Source organism: Blautia sp. aa_0143, assembly GCF_004167315.1.
Lineage (GTDB): Bacteria > Bacillota > Clostridia > Lachnospirales > Lachnospiraceae > Blautia_A > Blautia_A fusiformis.
Map to the genome: position 1 here is coordinate 96,393 of NZ_RCXU01000003.1, position 21,789 is coordinate 118,181.

24 protein-coding genes are annotated in these 21,789 nt (G+C 45.6%); 5 read left to right on the plus strand and 19 right to left on the minus strand.

Annotated elements, in window-relative coordinates; all coding sequences use genetic code 11:
* Positions 1 to 254: 254 nt before the first annotated feature.
* Entirely contained in the window at positions 255 to 4,010 is a 3,756-nt protein-coding gene (locus EAI83_RS02200) for a phosphoribosylformylglycinamidine synthase (RefSeq protein ID WP_129974547.1), read from the minus strand.
* A 154-nt stretch (positions 4,011 to 4,164) separates the two neighbouring features.
* Here EAI83_RS02200 and EAI83_RS02205 point away from each other — a divergent pair, with 154 nt between their 5' ends.
* Entirely contained in the window at positions 4,165 to 5,043 is an 879-nt protein-coding gene (locus EAI83_RS02205; protein WP_021650784.1) for a LysR family transcriptional regulator, read from the plus strand.
* A 167-nt stretch (positions 5,044 to 5,210) separates the two neighbouring features.
* Here EAI83_RS02205 and EAI83_RS02210 read toward each other — a convergent pair whose 3' ends face one another.
* From EAI83_RS02210 to EAI83_RS02220, 3 genes are all read right to left on the minus strand, one after another.
* Positions 5,211 to 6,047 (minus strand): Mrp/NBP35 family ATP-binding protein, encoded by an 837-nt coding sequence (locus tag EAI83_RS02210; protein ID WP_129974548.1) that lies wholly within the window; start codon positions 6,045 to 6,047, stop codon positions 5,211 to 5,213.
* Between the two features lie 94 nt (positions 6,048 to 6,141).
* A complete protein-coding gene (locus EAI83_RS02215) occupies positions 6,142 to 6,510 on the minus strand; it encodes a metal-sensing transcriptional repressor (protein WP_015526957.1) in 369 nt (122 codons plus the stop codon).
* Between the two features lie 14 nt (positions 6,511 to 6,524).
* A complete protein-coding gene (locus EAI83_RS02220; protein WP_022426230.1) occupies positions 6,525 to 6,752 on the minus strand; it encodes a hypothetical protein in 228 nt (75 codons plus the stop codon).
* Between the two features lie 173 nt (positions 6,753 to 6,925).
* Between EAI83_RS02220 and EAI83_RS02225 the strand changes: the two genes are divergently transcribed.
* On the plus strand, positions 6,926 to 7,498 hold the full coding sequence (locus EAI83_RS02225; RefSeq protein ID WP_015526955.1) for a xanthine phosphoribosyltransferase: 573 nt from the start codon (positions 6,926 to 6,928) through the stop codon (positions 7,496 to 7,498).
* 95 nt (positions 7,499 to 7,593) lie between these two features.
* On the opposite strand, the gene EAI83_RS02230 is transcribed toward EAI83_RS02225, so the two are convergent.
* The 13 genes from EAI83_RS02230 to rpmJ all read right to left on the minus strand — a co-directional run bounded on the left by EAI83_RS02230 (position 7,594) and on the right by rpmJ (position 16,896).
* On the minus strand, positions 7,594 to 8,985 hold the full coding sequence (locus EAI83_RS02230) for a substrate-binding domain-containing protein (RefSeq protein ID WP_129974549.1): 1,392 nt from the start codon (positions 8,983 to 8,985) through the stop codon (positions 7,594 to 7,596).
* A gap of 13 nt (positions 8,986 to 8,998) precedes the next feature.
* Entirely contained in the window at positions 8,999 to 9,616 is a 618-nt protein-coding gene (locus tag EAI83_RS02235) for a WYL domain-containing protein (RefSeq protein ID WP_129974550.1), read from the minus strand.
* Positions 9,617 to 9,625: 9 nt separating this feature from the next.
* A complete protein-coding gene (locus tag EAI83_RS02240; protein ID WP_015526951.1) occupies positions 9,626 to 10,354 on the minus strand; it encodes a type 1 glutamine amidotransferase in 729 nt (242 codons plus the stop codon).
* Positions 10,351 to 11,685, minus strand: coding sequence for a MurT ligase domain-containing protein (locus EAI83_RS02245; RefSeq protein ID WP_015526950.1), 1,335 nt, complete (start codon positions 11,683 to 11,685; stop codon positions 10,351 to 10,353). The genes EAI83_RS02240 and EAI83_RS02245 overlap by 4 nt, the downstream gene beginning before the upstream one ends.
* 30 nt (positions 11,686 to 11,715) lie before the next feature.
* A complete protein-coding gene (locus EAI83_RS02250) occupies positions 11,716 to 12,570 on the minus strand; it encodes a phosphatidylinositol-specific phospholipase C/glycerophosphodiester phosphodiesterase family protein (protein ID WP_022426417.1) in 855 nt (284 codons plus the stop codon).
* A gap of 229 nt (positions 12,571 to 12,799) precedes the next feature.
* Positions 12,800 to 12,979, minus strand: coding sequence for a LytTR family transcriptional regulator DNA-binding domain-containing protein (locus EAI83_RS02255; RefSeq protein ID WP_235812329.1), 180 nt, complete (start codon positions 12,977 to 12,979; stop codon positions 12,800 to 12,802).
* 35 nt (positions 12,980 to 13,014) lie between these two features.
* Complete coding sequence (locus EAI83_RS17145) at positions 13,015 to 13,179, minus strand: hypothetical protein (protein WP_161206335.1); 165 nt, start codon at positions 13,177 to 13,179, stop codon at positions 13,015 to 13,017.
* A 197-nt stretch (positions 13,180 to 13,376) separates the two neighbouring features.
* Positions 13,377 to 13,913 (minus strand): bL17 family ribosomal protein, encoded by a 537-nt coding sequence (locus tag EAI83_RS02260; protein ID WP_021976084.1) that lies wholly within the window; start codon positions 13,911 to 13,913, stop codon positions 13,377 to 13,379.
* Between the two features lie 91 nt (positions 13,914 to 14,004).
* Complete coding sequence (locus tag EAI83_RS02265; RefSeq protein ID WP_059085345.1) at positions 14,005 to 14,964, minus strand: DNA-directed RNA polymerase subunit alpha; 960 nt, start codon at positions 14,962 to 14,964, stop codon at positions 14,005 to 14,007.
* Between the two features lie 84 nt (positions 14,965 to 15,048).
* Complete coding sequence (gene rpsD / locus EAI83_RS02270) at positions 15,049 to 15,642, minus strand: 30S ribosomal protein S4 (protein WP_015526943.1); 594 nt, start codon at positions 15,640 to 15,642, stop codon at positions 15,049 to 15,051.
* Between the two features lie 16 nt (positions 15,643 to 15,658).
* The gene (gene rpsK / locus EAI83_RS02275; protein ID WP_015526942.1) at positions 15,659 to 16,051 is read right to left on the minus strand and encodes a 30S ribosomal protein S11; all 393 of its coding nucleotides are present in this window, start codon (positions 16,049 to 16,051) and stop codon (positions 15,659 to 15,661) included.
* A 55-nt stretch (positions 16,052 to 16,106) separates the two neighbouring features.
* Positions 16,107 to 16,475 carry a 30S ribosomal protein S13 gene (rpsM, locus tag EAI83_RS02280; protein WP_008707282.1) on the minus strand — a complete coding sequence of 123 codons (369 nt, stop codon included), beginning with the start codon at positions 16,473 to 16,475 and terminating at the stop codon, positions 16,107 to 16,109.
* Positions 16,476 to 16,782: 307 nt separating this feature from the next.
* Entirely contained in the window at positions 16,783 to 16,896 is a 114-nt protein-coding gene (rpmJ, locus tag EAI83_RS02285; RefSeq protein WP_003022746.1) for a 50S ribosomal protein L36, read from the minus strand.
* Between the two features lie 221 nt (positions 16,897 to 17,117).
* Between rpmJ and EAI83_RS02290 the strand changes: the two genes are divergently transcribed.
* From EAI83_RS02290 to EAI83_RS02300, 3 genes are all read left to right on the plus strand, one after another.
* Positions 17,118 to 17,849 carry a YoaK family protein gene (locus tag EAI83_RS02290; protein ID WP_129974551.1) on the plus strand — a complete coding sequence of 244 codons (732 nt, stop codon included), beginning with the start codon at positions 17,118 to 17,120 and terminating at the stop codon, positions 17,847 to 17,849.
* Positions 17,850 to 18,168: 319 nt separating this feature from the next.
* Positions 18,169 to 18,894, plus strand: a complete 726-nt coding sequence (locus EAI83_RS02295) for a UTRA domain-containing protein (RefSeq protein WP_059085343.1) — start codon at positions 18,169 to 18,171, stop codon at positions 18,892 to 18,894.
* 174 nt (positions 18,895 to 19,068) lie between these two features.
* Positions 19,069 to 20,391 (plus strand): sodium-dependent transporter, encoded by a 1,323-nt coding sequence (locus EAI83_RS02300; protein WP_129974552.1) that lies wholly within the window; start codon positions 19,069 to 19,071, stop codon positions 20,389 to 20,391.
* A gap of 384 nt (positions 20,392 to 20,775) precedes the next feature.
* Here the strand turns inward: EAI83_RS02300 and infA are convergent, their stop codons facing one another.
* Positions 20,776 to 20,994 carry a translation initiation factor IF-1 gene (infA, locus tag EAI83_RS02305; RefSeq protein WP_005428560.1) on the minus strand — a complete coding sequence of 73 codons (219 nt, stop codon included), beginning with the start codon at positions 20,992 to 20,994 and terminating at the stop codon, positions 20,776 to 20,778.
* Between the two features lie 34 nt (positions 20,995 to 21,028).
* Positions 21,029 to 21,787, minus strand: a complete 759-nt coding sequence (gene map / locus EAI83_RS02310) for a type I methionyl aminopeptidase (protein ID WP_015526936.1) — start codon at positions 21,785 to 21,787, stop codon at positions 21,029 to 21,031.
* Between the last annotated feature and the right edge of the window lie 2 nt (positions 21,788 to 21,789).

Below are 21,789 nucleotides of genomic sequence, written 5' to 3' on the forward strand. Positions count from 1 at the left end.
ATATGCTTTTTTGTATTTTTACAGTGGCAGGGAGGTCTGAAATCCCCTGCCACTGTAAGGATGTTATGGGCAAAGTATTGCCCATAACTTGATACTCCCGGATTGCTCCGCTGCACGCAGCTCACGCAATCCTCAAACATTCGGAATCCGCTAATTTACTACGTAAATTGCTACTTCCTCATGTTTGGCGGGGTCCAAGTTCAAAAGTCTTATCGTGCAAGCACGAACGACTTTTTGACCTTTTCCCCCTGGTATTATCTGAAGTACTCAACACCAGATTCAAAAATCTTGATATCCTGCTCTCCGTAGATATTGACAGCAACGCCTGCGTCACGACGCTCACTGTGTGCCATCTTTCCGAGAACACGTCCATCCGGGCTTGTGATTCCCTCGATGTTCATATAAGAGCCGTTTACGTTAAACTCACCCTCATATCCAGTCTCATCTACCGGTACATACTCTGTTGCGATCTGTCCGTTTTCCTTGAGTTTCTTCAGCCACTCATCGTTTGCGACAAAACGTCCCTCACCATGAGAAGCCGGATTACAGTATACGCCGCCAAGCTGTGCTTTCTGAAGCCATGGAGACTTGTTGCTGACAACCTTGGTGTAAACCATCTTGGATACGTGGCGTCCGATGGTGTTGTAGGTCAGTGTCGGAGAATCCTCTTTCTGTCCGCAGATCTCACCGTACGGTACCAGTCCCAGTTTGATCAGTGCCTGGAATCCGTTGCAGATACCAAGAGCAAGACCGTCACGCTCATTGAGGAGCTTCATAACTGCCTCCTTGATCTTCTCGTTCTGGAACGCGGTAGCAAAGAATTTCGCGGATCCATCCGGCTCATCTCCGGCTGAGAAGCCGCCCGGGAACATGATCATCTGTGCCTGATCGATGGCTTTCTCAAAGAGCTCTACAGAATCATGGATATCTTCTGCTGTAAGGTTCTTGAATACCTTTACGTCTACCTCAGCGCCTGCTCTCTCAAATGCACGGGTGCTGTCATACTCGCAGTTTGTTCCAGGGAATACCGGAATAAATACACGCGGTTTTGCAACCTTATGTTTGCATACATAGATGCTGTCTGCTTTGTAAAGGGAACCGTCATCTGCCTTGACGTCCTCGGTTCCTGCTGCTGTTTTAAATACATTCTCCAGAGTTCCTTCCCATGTGGAAAGCGCCTCTTTCAGAGTGATCTCTGTATCACCGTAGGTGAACTTCGCATTATCCGTAACCTCACCGATCACAGTATAGGTAATGGCAAGCTCACCGACTTTTCCATCCGGAACCTCACAGATGATATCGCCGAATGCCGGAGCAAAGAAATCTCTTGGATCAAGGTTATGCTCGATCTTTACACCCATGCCGTTACCAAAGGCCATCTTGCTGACTGCAGCAGCGATTCCATGACGGTCAAGTGCATATGCGGAGATCACACGGCCTGCCTGGATATCCTGGTGTAATTTATCATACTGCTCCATAAGAGCCGGATAATCCGGAAGATCATAGGAATCCTTCGGTGCACGGAGCCATACCAGCTTGCTTCCTGCTTTTTTGAGCTCCGGTGTGATCACATCTTTTACCTTTGCAACATCCACTGCGAAGGACACCAGTGTCGGAGGAACATCAATGTCATTGAAGGTTCCGGACATACTGTCCTTACCGCCGATGGAAGGAAGGCCGAATCCGATCTGTGCCGCATAAGCGCCAAGCAGTGCGGAGAACGGCTGGCTCCATCTCTTAGGATCTTCTGTCATACGACGGAAGTATTCCTGGAAGGTGAAACGGATCTTCTTATAGTCACCACCGGTTGCAACGATCTTGGCAACAGACTCGGTTACTGCGTAGGCAGCTCCATGATACGGACTCCATGAGGAAAGGTATGGATCAAAGCCGTAGCTCATCATGGTAACAGTCTCTGTTTTTCCGTTCTGTACCGGAACCTTTGCAACCATGGACTGTGTCTCTGTCAGCTGATATTTGCCACCGTGAGGCATAAATACACTGCCTGCGCCGATGGAGCCGTCAAACATCTCCACAAGACCCTTCTGTGAGCATACATTCAGGTCAGCAAGAGTATCCATCCATTTTTTCTTTACATCTGTTACATCCGGACGTTCCTCGAAAAGATTTCCGTCCTTTGACGGGATCTCAACCTCAACGGAGGTCTCCTGATGTGCACCGTTGGTATCCAGGAATGCACGGGAGATATTTACGATCTCTTTTCCTCTCCAGTTAAGGACAAGGCGTGGCTCCTCCGTTACAACTGCAACCGGAATTGCCTCGAGATTCTCTTCATTTGCAAATTTCAGGAAAGTATCCACATCTTTCGGGTCAACTACAACAGCCATACGCTCCTGAGACTCAGAGATGGCGATCTCAGTGCCGTCAAGACCTGCGTATTTTTTCGGAACCTTGTCGAGGTCGATCTGAAGTCCCGGTGCCAGCTCGCCGATGGCAACGGAAACACCGCCTGCGCCAAAGTCGTTACATTTCTTGATGATATGGCTGACTTCCTCTCTGCGGAACATTCTCTGGATCTTACGCTCTGTCGGTGCGTTACCTTTCTGCACCTCTGCGCCGCAGACCTCGATGGAAGCCTCTGTGTGGACCTTGGAAGAACCGGTAGCACCGCCGATACCGTCACGGCCGGTACGTCCTCCAAGAAGGATGATGATATCTCCAGGATCGGAATTCTCACGGATAACCGCACGTCTCGGGGCAGCACCCATAACCGCACCGATCTCCATACGTTTTGCAACGTAGTCCGGATGATAGATTTCTTTTACAGAACCGGTTGCAAGACCGATCTGGTTTCCGTAGGAGCTGTAACCGTGAGCTGCGCTGCGGACAAGTTTCTTCTGCGGAAGTTTGCCTTTCAGAGTTTCTTTTACGGATACGGTCGGATCAGCCGCACCGGTTACACGCATTGCCTGGTATACATAGGTACGTCCGGAAAGCGGATCACGAATGGCTCCACCAAGGCAGGTTGCCGCACCACCAAAAGGCTCGATCTCCGTCGGATGGTTGTGTGTCTCGTTCTTGAAGTTGATCAGCCACTCTTCTTCTTTCCCGTCCACATCCACCGGTACCACGATACTGCAGGCATTGATCTCATCAGATTCTTCCTGGTCTGCAAGCTTGCCTTCTGCTTTCAGTTTCTTCATTGCCATAAGTGCAAGATCCATCAGGCAGACAAACTTATCATCACGGCCCTTGTACATATCCTTATGGGCATCCAGATATTCTTTGTATGTTTTTTCAATAGGAGTCTTATAATCACCTTCGTCAAACTTCACGCTGGTAAGCTCTGTGGAGAAAGTAGTATGACGGCAATGATCAGACCAATAGGTATCCAGAACACGGATCTCTGTCATGGAAGGATCGCGTTTCTCTTCATTTCTGAAATAATTCTGGATATGCTGGAAGTCCTTAAATGTCATGGCGAGGTTCAGAGAAGCGTACAGCTCCTTCAGATCAGCCTCAGCCATATCCTTGAATCCGTCAAAAATCTTCACATCCTCAGGATCCGGGAATACTGTTACCAGTGTTTCCGGCTTCTCAAGACCTGTCTCACGGGAATCCACAGGGTTGATGCAGTGATGTTTGATCGCCTCAAACTCTGCATCTGTAACGGTTCCTTCGATTACATAAGTAGTTGCTGAACGGATGATCGGTGCTGCATTCTCATCCAGGAACTGTACACACTGCACTGCAGAATCGGCTCTCTGGTCAAACTGTCCGGGAAGGAATTCTACGGAAAATACACGTGCGCCCTCTGCCACATCAAATTTTTCAAGATACAGATCATCTACCGGCGGCTCTGCAAATACGGTCTTGCAGGCTTTCTCAAATACTTCATCGGAGATATTCTCCACGTCATAACGGATCAGCTCACGGACTGCTGTCACAGTGCTGATACCAAGATAATGTTTGATCTCATGTTTCAGTTCCTTTGCTTTTACTGCAAAGGCAGGTTTCTTTTCTACATACACACGTCTTACGTTGCTCATAGAAGGCTCCTTTCTCTATATCCGATAATAAGGATGGTAAACGTGCAGAAAGCATTTCAGTCTTTCTTTTCTGCTGAAAATATAGTATCATAGGAAATATCATTAGTAAAATTAATATATCTTATATCATTTATAAGCGGAGGATTTTTCACATATGGATATCAATCTTGAACTTTACAAAGTGTTTTATTACGTGGCCACGACGCTGAGCTTTTCGGAGGCTTCCAGACAGCTTTTTATCTCACAGTCTGCAGTAAGCCAGGCCGTCAAAAACCTTGAAAAAAAGCTGGGCCATACTCTGTTTGTGCGCAGCACCAAACGGGTCATCCTGACTCCGGAGGGAGAGCTTCTTCTCCAGCATGTAAAGCCGGCCCTTTCCATGCTAAACGAAGGAGAGGCTGTCCTTTCCGGAGAAGGAAATCTTACCGGTCAGCTGCGGATTGGTGCCAGCGATACTCTGTGCCGCTATTTTCTCATCCCCTATCTCCGCCGTTTCCACAAGGATCATCCGGAGGTACGGATCAAGATCATCAACAGTACCTCCATCGGATGTGCGGAGCTTCTGGAAAACGGCCAGGCTGAGCTGATCGTCACCAACTACCCGAATTCCCGGCTTTCAGCCCACACCAAGCTTCAGACTGTGCTGGAATTCCGGGATATCTTCGTGGCAAATCCGGACTATTTCACCATGGGCAAATCGCCTCTTTCCATGGAAAATCTTCTGGATTATCCCATCCTGATGCTCGCTCCAAAGAGTACCACCAGCGAATATCTTCATCAGGTGTTTGCAGCCCAGGGACTGAAGCTACTGCCTGAGGTTGAACTGAACAGCAACGATCTGCTGATCGATCTTGCAGAGATCGGACTTGGTATTGCCTGTATCCCGGATTATATGCTCCGCAACCGTCCGGGTCTGGAACCTGTCCATCTGAAAACACCTCTGCCCGCAAGAAGTGCCGTGATCGCTCATCATGAAGCACTGCAGCTTTCCCAGGCTGCCCAATGCTTTCTTAAATATTTTTCCCAGATCTGATACGATCAAGTTCCTGCCGCTTACTGCTTTTCGCGATCGAAGCAGGATACTTCCCTGATTCAGTAAAAAAGCCACCGGAATCTGCCATAAGGTTATTACGATCCTTATATACTCAATTCCGGTGGTCTTTTCTGTTATTGATATCGGTCAGATATTATTCTTATTACTTACACTTCAGCCTTCGGCATCACGTCTGCTGCCGCAGTGATATACTCATTCTCGATCTTACTGAACAGACCGCTGTCTGCAAGCTCTGCAAGCTTCACGTCAATCGGCATCTTGCCCAGGACCGGAACCTTCAGTTCTGCAGCGATCTCATCGATATGGCTCTCGCCAAAGACCTTAATCTCTTTTCCGCAGTCCGGACATTTCACATAGCTATAGTTCTCCACGATTCCAAGGACCGGAACCTTCATCATATCAGCCATGTTATAGGCCTTCTTGACGATCATGCGGACCAGATCCTGCGGAGAAGTAACGATCACGACACCCTCGATCGGCAGGGACTGGAATACTGTCAGCGGAACATCTCCGGTTCCTGGCGGCATATCTACAAAGAGATAATCCAATTCACCCCAGATCACATCACTCCAGAACTGTTTTACCATATTTGCAAGGACCGGACCTCTCCAGATCACCGGTGTCTCCTCATCCGGGAGAAGAAGGTTTACAGACATAACCTCGATTCCGTTTGCAGTTGGCATCGGATAGATCCCATTGTCACTGCCCTGTGCATTGCCCTTGATGCCATACATCTTCGGGATGGACGGACCGGTGATATCAGCATCCATAATGCCCACTTTATATCCCTTGGAAGCCATCAGGTTTGCCAGGGAGCCTGTTACGAAGGATTTACCCACGCCTCCCTTTCCGCTGACAACTCCGATCACATGTTTTACGTCAGAAAAAACATTTGGTTCTGCCATGAGGCTCTGGGGCTGTTTCTGTCCGCAGCCTTCACAGCTTGATTTGTTGCAGGATGTATTGCTACACTCTTTTGCCATAATAGATTCCTCTCATTCTTTGTATTTACACAGACAGAACTGGCTCTCTGTCCGTGTATTTTTCTCATTCACGATCTCTCATGAACTCCTTACCTTACTTCATAAATCTGTCGATCGCTTTTTCCAGTTCCTTGATAGCATCCCTGTCTCCATGCTCCACTGCATCCACGATGCAGTGTTCTATATGATCCTGCAGGATGATCTTGCCTGTATTATTGATCGCAGATTTTACGGCTGACAGCTGGATCAGCACTTCGCTGCAGTCACGTCCTTCCTCCACCATACGCTTAATGGATTCCATATGCCCGATGGCCCTGGAAAGTCTGTTGAGTACGGCCTTGGTCTGTGCGTGGCTGTGATGATGAGGATGTGTGCCATCGTGAGTATGCACATGTTCCTGTTCCCCGTGGGTATGTTCAAGAACGGTTCCATCCTCGAGAACGTGCACATGTGTTTCTTTCATGTGTATTTCCTCCTTCAGATCTCCGTGAAAGAACAGCGCTGCCGGATCATAGATGTCTGAATGTCAAAAATGATGGTTCCGTCTTCCATTACTGTCTTCTCGTAGGAGACATCCTTCCCCTGAAATTTCTGTTTCACATACGCTTCCGGATCTGCAATCTCCACTTCTTCCACAAATACATCACGCATCTGATTTCTCGGACATTTGTTAAAAATTTCCCAGATTACTTCGTACTCTTTCATCTGTGCCTGTTCCTTTCTTAGTCATCCTATCCATTATAATAATTTTATGTTTTTTTGTCAAAAATAATTGCACTCACGCAAATATTGTCGTATGATACATATTAAAAATATTACTGCTCTGTCCGTGGGCAGTAAACATATATTAATGTGATAAATCAAAGGAGATAAATTTCATGCAGCTTTTAAAAGACAGAATTCTGACAGACGGCGTAGTAAAAGAAGGAAATATTTTAAAAGTGGACAGCTTCCTGAATCATCAGATGGATATTGACCTGATCAACGAGGTCGGCAAAGAATTCAAGAAACGTTTTGACCACTGTCCAATCACCAAGATCCTTACCATCGAGGCTTCCGGTATCGGTATTGCCTGTATTGCGGCACAGTATTTCCATGTACCGGTTGTATTTGCCAAGAAAGCACAGAGTGTGAACCTTGACGGCGAGATGTACACCACCAAGGTAGAGTCTTTCACCCACAAGAAAGTTTACGATGTGATCCTTTCCAAGAAATTTCTCGGACCGGAAGATCACGTACTCCTGATCGATGATTTTCTTGCCAATGGCTGTGCACTTCTCGGTCTGATCGACATCGTTAAGAAATCCGGCGCAACTCTTGAAGGAGCCGGAATCGTTATCGAAAAAGGCTTCCAGTCCGGCGGACAGACCATCCGTGACATGGGTATCCATCTGGAATCCCTTGCTATCATTGATTCCATTGCTGATGGCAAACTTACTTTCCGTGAATAAGATTTATCATAAAAAATACTCCTGGAAACTTATATACATTGTTTCCGGGAGTATTTTTATTTTTATCACAGCCAGATCATGATATCATTTCTGATCTATGCATCTGCACCCTTTTCCGCTTTCTCTGAAGGTGTCGGAGTTACTGTTTCCTCCGGTGTCGGTGTTCCGGAAATTTCCGTTTCTTCCTTTTCCGATGAAGCCGATGCAGCTTCCGGTGTATTTTCATCTATATCCGGTTCTTCCGTCACCGTAGCTTCCGATGTCACTGTCGGCGTTGGTGTGGCAGTTGCCTCCGGCATGATCTCTTTTTCTTCATAATATCCGTCATCCACAAGCATCTGATAATTATCTGCATCGATCAGCTGGATATCACTGGTCACAGTTCCCACGATCTTGGTCCCGTTGTCATACTGCTCATAATCGGAGATCTCCGGCTTCTCCCCTTTCAGAAGAGCATCCACCATCGTCACACAGTCATGTGCCAGTACACGGTTATCAAACAGCAGATCATCCTCAATCTTTCCCTGGATCGCAGCGGTCACTGCTTCTGCCTCACAGCCGCCTCCTGTGATCATAGGCCAACCATCCTCTCCAGACACATGTCCTGCATCCTCCAGGGCATCCACAGCCCCAAGTGCAAGGTCGTCGGCACCTGTGCAGATAATATCCGGCGCACCCTCTGTATAACTCTGAGAAAGGATCTCCGCCATATCATTCTTTGCGGTATTTCTTCCGGAACGCATCACTGCAGTATCATCAAAGGTCAGCTTTCCTGAAGTACATACCAGTGTTCCGTCGTCGAAATATTCCTGAAGCTTCTCCATCACGCCATTATAAAAGAACAGTGCGTCACGATCATCCGGAGAGCCCATAAGGAACTCAATGGTCAGAGTTTTCTTTTCTTCCCGGGCTTTCTCCAGATCCATTTTTTTTATGATGGAATCTCCCACCATTTTTCCGGCTTTTCTTGTATTAAAGGTAACATAATAGTTGACCTTATCTGTATCCATGATCAGCTGATCGTAAGAAATCACAGGGATAGATTTCTCATACACCTGCTCCAGCACATCGTTCAGGCTGTAAGCATCTGAAGGTGCGATGACAAGTGCAGAAAGCTCTTCATCGTCCAGAATGGACTGGATCTGTGATACCTGCGTATCACTGTCTTCATCTGCCCAAAATATCTCTGCATCATATCCATCATCTTCCAGTGTATTCTGAAGAGTTTCTCCATCAGCAGACCAACGGGGATCATCTGCTGATGAAGGCAGAAACACACCTACTTTCTTATCTGCTGCCGCAGTTTCTTTTGCTTCTTCTTTTTCTTCTTCCTCTGCATCATTGCTGTTTTTGGCTTTTCCTTCCGGGTCTTCAGACTCCACACTTTCATTGGCTGCCTCTGTCGCCTCTTTGTTTTTTCCACAGCCGGAAAAGGCTGCTGTAAAGACAAAAGCTCCCACAAGCAGGATTGCTGTTTTTTTCTTCATGATCAAATCTCTCCTATAAGCCTTTATAGTCCTTTGCCAGTGATTTCAGATAGTCTCTGTAGGCGGCTGCAGATTTCTTGGGTTTCAGGATACGTACACTGCCGCCCATCCCGGTCAGCCAGCCGTAGAATTTTCCATTTTCCGGAAGCTCTGCAGTTACCGTCAGATCTCCGCTATCTTTCATCTTATATTCTGCATCTGTGCCGAAAAAGTCACGCACCTCCGCCTGTACAGCTCCAGTACAGAGAAGTTTTATTTCTTTTTTTATGGTTCCGGCTGAAGCCTCAAGAAGCTTCCGGTAACCTGCCACAGAGGTCTCATGAATATCTTTAGTTTCATGAATCTCCTTAGCTTCCGCAGTCAGCCCGGGTTCTTCAGACGGCTGTTCCTCTCCGGCACTCTCACCGGCAAGATAATACCCACCCGGCCGTTCTCTTGTATAACGGATATCCATTCCAAAAGAACGTAATACCTCCACATCATCATAAATGCTCTTTCGCTCTGCACGGATTCCCTGTTTCTCAAGATTCTCAAGGATCTTCTGCATAGATATTACCCGATGCTCCCCTGTTTCCCGCAGCATTTTTTCAAGGTACAGGATCTTCGCCTTCTGATTGTTTGATTTTGCCATACTGCCCTCTTATCCTTCGTTTTTTACAAAGCGATGGAAAATATAGGAGTTTGCCTCCTGTTCCTCGCTGTCGTCCAGTTTCTCAAGTTCGATCTTTTTACCGTATTTCTTTTCCAGTGCACGGCTGATCAGAAGATCTGCAAGCTGCGGGTTCTTGGGAAGAAGCGGTCCGTGAAGATACGTACCGATCACATTTTTGTATACAACCCCTTCCTCACCGGATTGTCCGTCATTTCCGTATCCTGACAGAACCTTTCCCAGGGATCTGTTGTTTCCGATGGTGGTACGCCCTCCATGATTTTCAAAACCTACGATGGGCATATCAAAAAGATCGCTCTGCATCACAATGTTTCCAATAAGGCGGCCTTTTCCCTGCTCAGTGCTCATATCTACAAGCTTCAGACCCTCGATCATTCCCTGATCCGTCTTATAATAATTTCCAAGGAGCTGATACCCTCCACAGATTGCGATCACAACTCCATTGTCTTCCACATACGCCTTGAAATCCTTCTGGATTTCCTTCAGCTTTTCACATACCAGCATCTGTTCTCTGTCGGAGCCACCGCCAAGAAGTACGATATCCAGTTTGGAAAAATCGATTCTGTCATCCAGTTCATAAGCTATGGTTTCTGCCTCGATTCCTCTCCAGAGACAGCGCTTCATCAGACACTGGATATTTCCTCTGTCACCGTAAAGGTTCAGAAGATCCGGATATAAATGCCCTATCGTTATCTTCATTTCTCACCCTCCAGTTTCTTCAGGATATTTCTGGTGCCAAACAGCGCCGTATAATTTACAAGTACATAAAGATTGCCGCATCCATCCCCGATTCGTTTGCGGATGGCTGTCTCCACATCATTTTCCAGCATGGACGGGATATCCACATATTTCAGACGGAGGCGCATATCCTGACACCGGATACCACTGACTGTGATGGAATTGATATTGTCCCCTCCGAAAAGATCAAAATCCACATCCCAGAGCCAGGAGATATCTTTTCCATCCTGTGCATTATCATTGATCACAATGATGATATCCTTTGGTGATCCGTCCTGCATCACAGCTGAAATGTTCTGGTTAAAACCGGCCGGATTCTTGGCAAGATTCAGAACAACACTGGTGCCCTTGATCCGAAACTGTTCATTGCGTCCGTTTTCCGGATTAAACTTCCGGAGCATCTCATTAAAATGCTCCGCCTTAAAGCCTGCGGTACGAATTCCCGCATAGGCAGCCAGAATATTATACACATTATAGAATCCCTTATAATTGGCCACGATCCGTTTATCCTCCACTGTAAAGGCAATCTGATCATCCACCTTCACATCTGTGGCATCAAAGTCGATCTCCGGACGTTTAAAGCCGCATTTCGGACATCTGTAGTCTCCCAGCTGACTGTAATGATAGAAGCTGTAGATCAGCCTTTCTCCACAGCACTTACAGAACCGGCCCTCACGGATCTCGTTTGTTTTGTTCTCGATCACCGGTTTGCTGATCCCGTAGGTTACAAAAGGATTTCCGCAGTCCATGGCAAGATATGCAGACAGTGCATCATCACCATTGACAATGACCTTCATATCCGGAACCTTTTTCATCATTTCTTCCAGGATGTTCATAGTGATATCGATCTCGCCATAACGGTCCAGCTGATCACGGAACAGATTGGTCATAACCATATAATCCGGTCTGATCCTTGTGAACACATGTCTTGTGGATGCCTCATCCACCTCGATACAGGCATAATCCGCATCCAGTTTTCCGCTGAATTTTGCCCCCAATACAAAGGCTGCCACAACTCCGTTGAGCATGTTTGAACCGGTATGATTGCAGATGACCTTTTTTCCCTCTGCCTCAAGGCCTGCGCACAGCATGTTATTGGTTGTGGTCTTTCCGTTTGTTCCGCATACTACAAATATTTTTTCTCTTACCTGAGAAGAAAGCTCTTCCAGGATATCCGGACAGATCTTCATCGCGACCTTACCGGCCCAGGTCACACCCTGCCGGCCCATAAGCTTACAGACATGTCCTGTGATCTTTGCTGCCATCACAGCAATGGTTGTTCTTATTTTCATAATCTTCTGATTCCTTTGTTTTTATTTCTCTTACCACAGATCTTCCGCTGTCAGGAAATCGGTACAGATTCCTTCTGCTCCCTGCGAAATGTATCTTCTGGCCTGGTCACGGTCATTAACCGTATAAACATACAGACTGATCCCGTTTTTTTCAAAGATCTTCTCCGTTTCTTCTGACCAATACTCCCAGTATACTGTTGCTGCCGGAATTTCCTTTTCTTTACAGAAGGATGCAATATACTCCAGCTCTTCCACAGAATACTCCTGCCACAGTGAATATACATAGGAAGGAAAAGAATAGAGCATGGCCGTTCCGGGAAACATTGCTTCATTGTAGATTTCCGGAATGATCCGATCCAGCGTCTCACCGGCACCTGCATTCCTGGCAATTTCCACATAATCACTGTAATCCTCCAGTGTTCTCTGATAATTGCGAAGAGAATACTGTTTGGAATCGATCAGCACATATGCATCCGGATAATCTTTCAGAAGAAGGAAAAAATCCTCCAGTGTCATGGGGGTGTATTTCCCATATATTTTACTTTGTCTGAATTCCTTTTCTGTAAGGACTTTTTTTCCGTTGCCATCCCACTGTCCCATGGGATCGTTCCAGTTATGCCTGCAGACCCATACTCCATCGGATGTCCTGGAAAGATCCAATTCAAAAAGACGAACTCCCTGTTCATACATGAACAGAAATCCCTCTCTGGAATTCAGGTAATCCTTTCCGTCCATACCTCCCAGAGCATGTGCAATGGTCCTGTAGTCCTTCCAGCTAAATCCTCCTGATGTATTCCGGGCAGTTTCTGTTTCCGGAAAACTTCCTCCCAGAAGAAAAAGTGATACAAACAGTATTTCCAATGTCAGTATAAAACGTCGCATCATCTCAGGCAACAAAAAAATGCACAAGACGTAAAGGAAAACATTTCCTCGCTGCTTTCCTTTTTATCTTCTGCAAATTTATCATATCCGGGAACCTGTCCCAAATCATTCCTATATTGTTTCTGTCCGGTAATACCAAAAGTCCCACCGACCATGTTTATCATCCTTTCGCATACGTGTAGTCGTATTTCATACATTACCGATTGTACGCTAAAAAAGGATAATAATCAAGTTAATCCTCTTCTTCCTCGTCATATTCCTGCTGAAGCCTCAGATATTCATCATATTTCTCGTGTGCATTCCGATTATAGGATCGGGAGATCGGTATTACATGCTCTCCGATATGGAAGCTGTCATTTTCAGCTCCTGTGACCCGTTCCATATTTACTATAAAGCTCTGATGACACCGCAAAAATGTACCGTCGTCAAGCTGTTTTTCGAAGTCTTTCAGCTTACCTCAGGTTTCCTTTTCTTTTCCAATTCTTCCAATAAAAGCTCGCCGCTTTTAAATATCCGAATTTCTGACCCTGGAACGATCCGCTCAAGCTGTTTGTGAAGTTTTCTCGCATCCGTCTGCATATCATCACAAATGGCAATGGTCATCATCGTCATATTTATGTATCCCCTTTTACTCCATCATTGTTACTTTTTGTTCTATATATTATACCATGATTTGTTATTCAAATTATGATATCTTAATGTAATTTATGGTCGAAAACCCACCATTTATGCATTTTTTCGAGTTTTTGGAATATTAAAAAAGGACATCTGCATTTCTGCAAATGTCCTTTAAATCGGTCAGAAGTAAATTATACAAGCTCGATAAGAACTTCCATTGCTGCATCGCCTTTACGCTGTCCGATCTTAACGATTCTTGTGTAACCACCGTTACGATCTGCGTATTTCGGAGCAATCTCGCTGAACATCTTGTCAACCATGTCAACTTCTTTTGTATTTTTCTTTCTGCCAGCGCCCTTAGCAGGAACCTCTGTTACAGGATAGAAAACTTTCATCATCTCACGACGTGCATGAAGTCTGGAAGGAGCATCTTTCTTGATCTCTTTCTGAACTTCATCGTAAACTGTTTTCTTTTTGCCGTCTACGACTTCTTTTACACGTTTTCCGTCAGCATCTTTACGAGCAACCTTAGCTGTTACTGTAACTGTCTCGAAATTGTCTTTCTCACGTACAGCCATAGCGATAAGTCCCTCAGCGATCTTACGGATCTCTTTAGCCTTAGCTTCTGTTGTCACGATCTTTCCGTGATGAAGAAGGTTTGTAACCTGATTTCTGAGAAGTGCTTTTCTCTGGTTAGATGTTCTGCTTAATTTTCTATATTTTGCCATTTTATTATCCTCCATCTGTGGGACACCAGGACATGCTTGTTCGGTCTTACTGTCCTGCTGCTGACACCCCACTCATTACTCTGTTTCCGGATTATTCCTCTGTAGGCTGGAGCTGAAGTCCCAGCTCTTTGAGTTTTGCAAGTACTTCCTCTAAGGATTTGCGGCCCAGATTACGAACCTTCATCATATCGTCAGAAGTCTTGTTGCATAATTCTTCAACCGTATTGATACCGGCTCTCTTAAGGCAGTTGTAGGAACGAACAGAGAGCTCAAGCTCATCAATGCTCATCTCCAGAACCTTTTCCTTCTCATTGTCTTCTTTCTCGATCATAACCTCTGCGGTCTTAGCATTCTCGGAAAGATCAATGAACAGGTTTAAATGCTCGCTGAGAACCTTTGCTGCAAGGCTGACTGCCTCATCCGGATCAAGTGTTCCATTGGTATATACATCCAGTGTAAGCTTGTCGAAGTCAGTTACCTGACCAACTCGTGTATTCTCTACGATCATGTTGACTCTGTCTACCGGTGTGTAGATCGCATCCACTGCGATCATACCGATCGGCATGTCATCGGTTTTGCCTTTGTCTGCACTGATATAGCCACGTCCCTTGGTAATGGTAAGCTCCATGGCCAGTCTGCAGTCTTTTCCACCGTTCAGGGTTGCGATCACCTGATCCGGGTTCATGATCTCAATATCCTGATCTGCCTGGATATCAGCTGCTGTAACAACACCTTTGCCCTCACACTCAATGTATGCGGTCTTCGGCTCATTGTCACTGCTGTGATTCTTAATGGCAAGAGATTTCAGATTCATGATGATTTCGGTCACATCTTCCTTCACGCCCGGAATGGAGCTGAATTCATGAAGTACACCATCGATCTTCACCTGGCTTACTGCAGCTCCCGGAAGGGAGGACAGCATAATTCTTCTTAAAGAATTGCCAAGGGTAGTACCATAACCTCTTTCCAGAGGCTCTACAACGAATCTTCCAAACTTCTTATCTTCGGATATTTCGGTTATTTCGATTTTTGGTTTATTGAAATCAAACACTATAAGGTTCCCTCCTTCTGGGTTAATCAACATTCGAGGGTATTACCAATTTTTATAACTGTAGACACAGTAAACAGTTACTAATTATTTAGAATACAGCTCGACGATAAGCATCTCGTTTACAGGAACATCGATCTGCTCTCTTGTAGGAAGCTCTTTAACTACACCCTTCAGGTTCTCCTGATCAACGTCGATCCACTCCGGAACAAGTCTTCCGCCAGTGATCTCAAGAATTCCTTTATATCTCTCAGAGCCTTTGCTCTTCTCTCTGATCTCAATTGTGTCTCCTGCTTTGCACAGGTAGGACGGAATGTTTACACATTTTCCGTTAACAAGTACGTGCTTGTGATCTACGATCTGACGAGCCTCTCTTCTTGTTCTGGCAAATCCCATACGGAAAACGATGTTGTCAAGTCTGCTCTCAAGCATAACCATAAGGTTCTCACCTGTCTGGCCCTGCATTCTGTCGGCTTTCTTGTAGTAGTTACGGAAAGGTTTCTCAAGAACTCCGTAGATAAATTTTGCTTTCTGTTTCTCTTTTAACTGAAGACCATACTCAGACACCTTGCGGTTTGCACGTTTTAACTGTCTTGTGGACTTCTTATCAATTCCTAAGTAAATCGGATCCAGGCCAAGGGATCTGCATCTTTTCAGAACAGGTACTCTATTTACTGCCATTTCAACTACCTCCTAATTAGACTCTTCTGCGTTTTGGTGGACGGCATCCGTTGTGAGGAACCGGAGTTACGTCACGAATGCTGGTTACTTCAAGTCCGCATGCCTGAAGCGCACGGATTGCAGCTTCACGGCCTGAGCCCGGGCCTTTTACCATAACGTCTACTGTTTTTAATCCATGAATTAAAGCAGCCTTTGTTGCAGTCTCTGCTGCCATCTGTGCTGCATAAGGGGTAGATTTCCTTGAACCTTTAAATCCAAGACCACCGGCACTTGCCCATGAAAGAGCGTTTCCCTCGTTATCTGTCAGTGTGACGATTGTATTGTTGAAGGAAGACTGAATGTGTGCCTGTCCGTGTTCAACGTTTTTCTTGACACGACGTTTTGTCGTTTTCTTTGTAACTTTTGCCATTTTAAAACTAACCTACACTTTCCTTTTATTGAAATTAATTAGTTATATCTATAAATTATTTCTTCTTGTTTGCAACAGTTCTCTTCGGTCCCTTGCGAGTTCTCGCATTTGTCTTAGTCTTCTGACCACGAACCGGGAGTCCTTTACGATGACGGATACCTCTGTAGCATCCAATCTCCTGCAGTCTCTTGATGTTAAGGGCGATTTCCCTTCTCAGATCACCTTCTACTGTCATTGTCTCATCAATAACAGCACTCAGTCTCTTAACCTCGTCATCAGTCAGATCTCTGACACGTGTGTCAGGATTAACCTCTGCTTTAGCAAGAATTTTGTCTGCGCTTGGTCTACCAATTCCATAAATGTAGGTAAGACCGATTTCAATACGTTTCTCTCTTGGTAAGTCTACACCAGCTATACGAGCCATGTACTGTTTCCTCCATTTTCTGTTTCTGAAAGTTCCGCATATCGTATGTCACTTGCTCTCGCAAGGTGAAATGGGACATATCGACCTGCCTCTTTCTTTTCTAGTTTCCTAATTGGGGTGCCTCGGTAAAACACCCAGCTGTAATTGGCGAATCACAGCCTTTCCGAAATTGCGGATCTTAACCGCTGTTGCCTCTCGGTATTAGGCAATACATGCTTATTATCTGTTCAGTAGAACAACCCTGCCGGGTGTTTCATACTGCAGCCGCACGTTTCACAAACATTCCAAAGAAGTCCCGATATGGAAATCAACCCTGACGCTGTTTGTGCTTCGGGTTCTCACAGATGATTCTGATGGATCCCTTTCTCTTAATGACCTTGCACTTCTCGCAGATCGGCTTTACAGATGATCTTACTTTCACTGGAAATCCTCCTTCCGTAAATTAGTCTCATATCTGCAGTTTCACAGGCGCACTCATACACAGTATTTGCGCGCTTGAAATATATACTAACACCTGTTTTCCTGAAATGCAAGAAAAAATTAAAAAAATTTTTGATTTTTTTTACAGGCTGTATTATAATGGGTGGCAAAGTCCGGCAGACATATGGAATCTGCCTATTTTAATGAAAGGAATCTTTACATATGCATACGGAAATGAAATATCGTTTTCTGATACATTACACCTTATCTTTTATCGGTGGATACCTGGGGCTTTATGCCATTGTGTCAAGAGCTGATCTTTTCGGCAATGCCCAGACAGCCAATCTTCTTGGTGTTGTGCGGGATCTCATAGGCAGGAATTTTTCGGATATGCTTCTGCGTGTGGGTGCGCTTCTCATATATATGGCTGCTGTTATCCTTACGGTCTGGATCCCAGAGCATTTTTCCGCAGATCTTCGTTTTATCAGTATCGTGATCGATATCTTTTCGATCCTGCTCCTGGGATTCTTTCCTTCCGGAATGTCTCCGGTTGTGGCTCTTTACCCCGTGTTCTTTGCAATGCCTTTCCAGTGGTGTACCTTCAAGGCTCCCGGCGGATATAACAGCTCCACGATCTTTTCCACCAACAACCTTCGCCAGTTCACCACAGCTGTCACTCAGTTCCTTATGAAAAAGGACAGCGCACAGTGCGATAAAGCAAAATTCTACGGAATGACGCTGCTTTCTTTTCATACAGGTGCAGCTTTGTCTCTGATCCTGTATATGACCTGCGGTCTCTCAGGCGTATGGCTCTGTCTGGTTCCTGCCTTCTATGCTGTATGGCTGATCAGTGCAGACCGGAATACCGTAGCCGATACACCGGCAGTTACCCGAAGCACAGCTTCTGACGGCAGCAGCTTCAGGAATCTTTCCTATAAGAAAAAAGAGGCCTGACTTTATTTTAGCTTTGATAAAATAAGAGGAAATGTGATCTGTTTTTACACTGTCACATTTCCTTTTTTGTTTACGCGTAAGCCCCTCTGGCGCTTACAGCTTATATGCGTTCGAAATCCAGTATCATGATTTTGAATGGCCACAAATTGATTTCATCTATATTTCTCATACTATCCTCATAACATATCAATATACTCTGTAACTTGTTTAAACATTCCACGGTATTTACATTGCGCTTACCGGGAAAATCTTTTATAATTATTTCAGAAATCATAAATCCTGCTATATATTTTTGACCGAACATGAATGGAGAATTGAAATGCCCAAAAGTATTTACGAAGATATCTATAAAGATCTGAAAATGAAAATAGAGGACAACACCTTTGCCTATCAGGAGCTTCTGCCTTCCGAAAACACTCTGATCCAGACTTACGGCTGCTCCCGCAATACCCTGCGACGTGCGGTCAGTCTTCTTGTCAGTGACGGCTATGTACAGACCATGCAGGGAAAAGGTGTCCGCAATATCTACCGTCCAAACGAGAAGACTGCTTTCACCATCGGAGAGATCGAAACCTTCAAGGAATCTGCTGCAAGGAACGGTCAGAATGCCCATACGGAGGTGGCTCTTTTTACAGAGCTTTGTATCAGCAAAAATCAGTCAGCTTACACAGGATTTCCCGCTGGTGCAGAAGTATATTATATTCAGCGTATCCATTATCTTGAAGATATCCCGCTGATCATCAACCATAATTATTTTCTGAAGGAATCCGTTCCCGGCCTTACTGCCGAGATTGCCAGTCATTCTATCTATGAATATCTGGAACAGGTGCTTCATATGACCATTGTCAACAGCAAACGTATCATGACTGTGGAAAAGGTTACAGAAATTGATGAAAAATATCTTCATCTGAATGTAAAGGATTATAACTGCGTGGCTGTGGTGTCCAGCCAGACTTATAACAGTGACGGTGTGATGTTTGAATATACCCAGTCACGGCACAGACCGGATCATTTTCGATTTTATGATAATGCCCTGCGCCGATGAGCCCGGCTCATAACTGCTTCGCAGCTATACGGTTATGAGCAGGTGACAAATGTGGCTCACAAATATCCGCCTAGATCTGTATAGATACCTGGATCTGTATAGATGCTGCAGTTTCCTATTTTCCAAAATTATGTTATACTGAAACGATCAACGGAGAGAGGAAATTTTATTTTTATGAAAAAACGAGAATCTTTTAACAGCCGCTGGGGGTTCATTCTGGCCTGCATCGGGTCTGCGGTTGGAATGGGAAATATCTGGATGTTTCCCACCAGAGTTTCCCTGTATGGCGGGGGATCGTTCCTGATCCCGTATTTTATTTTTGTGGCACTGATCGGCTTTACCGGGGTGATCGGTGAGATGAGCTTTGGCCGCGGGACACGTTCCGGGCCCATTGACGCCTTCGGCATGGCCTGTGAAACCAGAGGCAGGCGAAGGCTGGGTGAAACACTGGGCTGGATACCGGTGATCGGTGCACTGGCCATGGCTATCGGTTATACCGTTGTTATGGGATGGATCTTCCGATATATGCTCGGAGCCTTTACAGGCTCCACCCTGGCACCGGCAGATATTGAGTCCTTTGGCGCCAAATTCGGAGGCATGGCTTCTGCCTGGGGAAATAATCTCTGGCAGCTGGCTGCTCTTGTGATCTGCATGTTTATCCTGATGTACGGCGTTGGAAGCGGCATCGAAAAGGCCAATAAAGTGATGATGCCTATCTTCTTTATACTGTTTGTGATCCTTGGCATCTATGTTGCCTTTCAGCCGGGAGCTGCTGCCGGATACCGCTATATCTTCCGCGTGGAGCCGGAAGTTCTGGCAAAGCCTTCCACCTGGATCTTCGCACTTGGACAGGCATTTTTCTCCCTGTCTGTTGCAGGCAACGGTACACTAATCTACGGATCTTATCTTCCGGACAGCGAATATATCCCTGCATCTGCTGCAAGGGTAGCACTTTTTGATACTCTGGCTGCTATGCTGGCAGCACTTGTTATCATTCCGGCCATGGCTACCACAGGTGCCAAGCTTGACCAGGGCGGTCCCGGACTTCTGTTCATCTACCTGCCGCACCTGATCAAAACCATGCCTGGCGGACGGATCATTGCCATCATCTTTTTCGTAGCTGTGTTCCTTGCAGGCATGACCTCGCTTATGAACCTTTATGAAGCTCCTATTGCCACAGTTCAGGAAAAAACAGGTCTTGGCCGGATTCCTTCCTGCATGGTGATCTCAGTGATCGGCGTTGTGGTTTCGCTTCTTATCCAGGGCATTGTTTCTGACTGGATGGATGTGCTTTCCATCTATATCTGTCCTCTCGGCGCAGGACTTGCAGGGATCATGTTCTTCTGGATCTTCGGCCGGAGCTATGTGGAAAGCCAGGTCAACAAAGGCCGCGAGAAACCATTCACGAAATATTTTTACCCGGTGTGTAAATATCTTTATATTCCGGTGTGCTTTCTGGTGCTGATCCTTGGTGTTGTGCTGGGCGGGATCGGATGATAAGGTGATAACATAAGTAAAATAAAAAATTATCTGCATAAATAAATCCCCCGAAAAATGATTTTTTAATCATTTCCGAGGGATTTTTATGTTTTATCTTATAATATTCGTAAAGCCAGGATTTTCGATTTGCTGCATATCCCGAATACACTCACTTCACAGTTTGTCAACAAGTTTAAGTTTTACACTGATTTTCAATTATTCTGCATTCTTAGAGTGTATCCGGTTTCTCCACTTCGTAGTCAGACCAAGATGCAGCCGTATCGCTGCCTGAGAAACGTAAAAAAATGTGAGTGATAAATTCCACTTCAGATTCTTTTCTGCAGAAAAGGCAAAAAAAGACCCGGCAGCTTGACGCCACCAGGTCATCTTTTACAATATTTCTTATTTATCTCTCCAGATGATTCTTCCTTTGGAAAGATCATACGGAGAAAGTTCGATCGTTACTTTATCTCCCGGGAGAATACGGATAAAATTCATACGGAGCTTGCCACTGATATGTGCAAGTACCACATGTTTGTTTTCCAGTTCCACTTTAAACATCGCATTAGGCAGTTTCTCCAGAACAGTGCCTTCTACTTCGATCACATCTGCTTTTGACATTTTTTACCTCCTATGTCATGACAACAATTGCTACTTACAGATTCGTAAGCGTCAGAATCTCTGGTTCCCCATCGGTGATGAGGATCGTATTTTCATAATGGGCGGAAAGTGAACCATCCATGGTTACCACTGTCCACTCATCGTCCAGCCATGCCACGTCCGCACGACCAAGGTTGATCATGGGCTCGACGGCCAGGGTCATTCCCGGAAGGAGCTTGATGCCCCTGCGCTTCTGCGGGAAGTTTGGAATCTGCGGATCCTCATGAAGATGAGTTCCGATTCCATGTCCTACAAGGTCACGTACAATACCATAACGGTATTTCGCTGCGTGGGCTCCGATGGCTTTGGAAATATCATTTAAATGATTTCCGGCTTTTGCCATTTTCAGTCCTTCAAAAAAGCACTCTCTTGTAACCTTAATGAGCTGCTGTGCTTCTTTGGATACTTCACCTACCGCATAGGTACGTGCTGCGTCAGAATGGTAGCCCTTATAAATCAGGCCGGCGTCGATCTTAACCAGATCCCCGTCCTGGATGATCTTCTCCTCGGATGGAATTCCATGCACAACCTCATCATTCAGGCTGATGCAGAAAGAAGCCGGAAAACCTCCGTAGTTCAGAAAGTTCGGAATACAGCCCATAGACCGGATCATTTCTTCTCCGATCTTATCAATCTCTTTGGTGCTGACACCCGGTTTGATGTAAGGGATCAAACCGTCATGCACCTTCTCAAGAAGATGGCCTGCTTCTCTCATAAGTTCGATTTCATGCTGTGTCTTAATTGTTACGGACATTC

Coding starts and splice junctions, on each gene's coding strand:
- EAI83_RS02200 (WP_129974547.1), bottom strand. CDS start 4,010: ATGAGCAACGTAAGACGTGTGTATGTAGAAAAGAAACCTGCCTTTGCA.
- EAI83_RS02205 (WP_021650784.1), top strand. CDS start 4,165: ATGGATATCAATCTTGAACTTTACAAAGTGTTTTATTACGTGGCCACG.
- EAI83_RS02210 (WP_129974548.1), bottom strand. CDS start 6,047: ATGGCAAAAGAGTGTAGCAATACATCCTGCAACAAATCAAGCTGTGAA.
- EAI83_RS02215 (WP_015526957.1), bottom strand. CDS start 6,510: ATGAAAGAAACACATGTGCACGTTCTCGAGGATGGAACCGTTCTTGAA.
- EAI83_RS02220 (WP_022426230.1), bottom strand. CDS start 6,752: ATGAAAGAGTACGAAGTAATCTGGGAAATTTTTAACAAATGTCCGAGA.
- EAI83_RS02225 (WP_015526955.1), top strand. CDS start 6,926: ATGCAGCTTTTAAAAGACAGAATTCTGACAGACGGCGTAGTAAAAGAA.
- EAI83_RS02230 (WP_129974549.1), bottom strand. CDS start 8,985: ATGAAGAAAAAAACAGCAATCCTGCTTGTGGGAGCTTTTGTCTTTACA.
- EAI83_RS02235 (WP_129974550.1), bottom strand. CDS start 9,616: ATGGCAAAATCAAACAATCAGAAGGCGAAGATCCTGTACCTTGAAAAA.
- EAI83_RS02240 (WP_015526951.1), bottom strand. CDS start 10,354: ATGAAGATAACGATAGGGCATTTATATCCGGATCTTCTGAACCTTTAC.
- EAI83_RS02245 (WP_015526950.1), bottom strand. CDS start 11,685: ATGAAAATAAGAACAACCATTGCTGTGATGGCAGCAAAGATCACAGGA.
- EAI83_RS02250 (WP_022426417.1), bottom strand. CDS start 12,570: ATGATGCGACGTTTTATACTGACATTGGAAATACTGTTTGTATCACTT.
- EAI83_RS17145 (WP_161206335.1), bottom strand. CDS start 13,179: ATGACGATGATGACCATTGCCATTTGTGATGATATGCAGACGGATGCG.
- EAI83_RS02260 (WP_021976084.1), bottom strand. CDS start 13,913: ATGGCAAAATATAGAAAATTAAGCAGAACATCTAACCAGAGAAAAGCA.
- rpsD (WP_015526943.1), bottom strand. CDS start 15,642: ATGGCAGTAAATAGAGTACCTGTTCTGAAAAGATGCAGATCCCTTGGC.
- rpsK (WP_015526942.1), bottom strand. CDS start 16,051: ATGGCAAAAGTTACAAAGAAAACGACAAAACGTCGTGTCAAGAAAAAC.
- rpsM (WP_008707282.1), bottom strand. CDS start 16,475: ATGGCTCGTATAGCTGGTGTAGACTTACCAAGAGAGAAACGTATTGAA.
- EAI83_RS02290 (WP_129974551.1), top strand. CDS start 17,118: ATGCATACGGAAATGAAATATCGTTTTCTGATACATTACACCTTATCT.
- EAI83_RS02295 (WP_059085343.1), top strand. CDS start 18,169: ATGCCCAAAAGTATTTACGAAGATATCTATAAAGATCTGAAAATGAAA.
- EAI83_RS02300 (WP_129974552.1), top strand. CDS start 19,069: ATGAAAAAACGAGAATCTTTTAACAGCCGCTGGGGGTTCATTCTGGCC.
- infA (WP_005428560.1), bottom strand. CDS start 20,994: ATGTCAAAAGCAGATGTGATCGAAGTAGAAGGCACTGTTCTGGAGAAA.
- map (WP_015526936.1), bottom strand. CDS start 21,787: ATGTCCGTAACAATTAAGACACAGCATGAAATCGAACTTATGAGAGAA.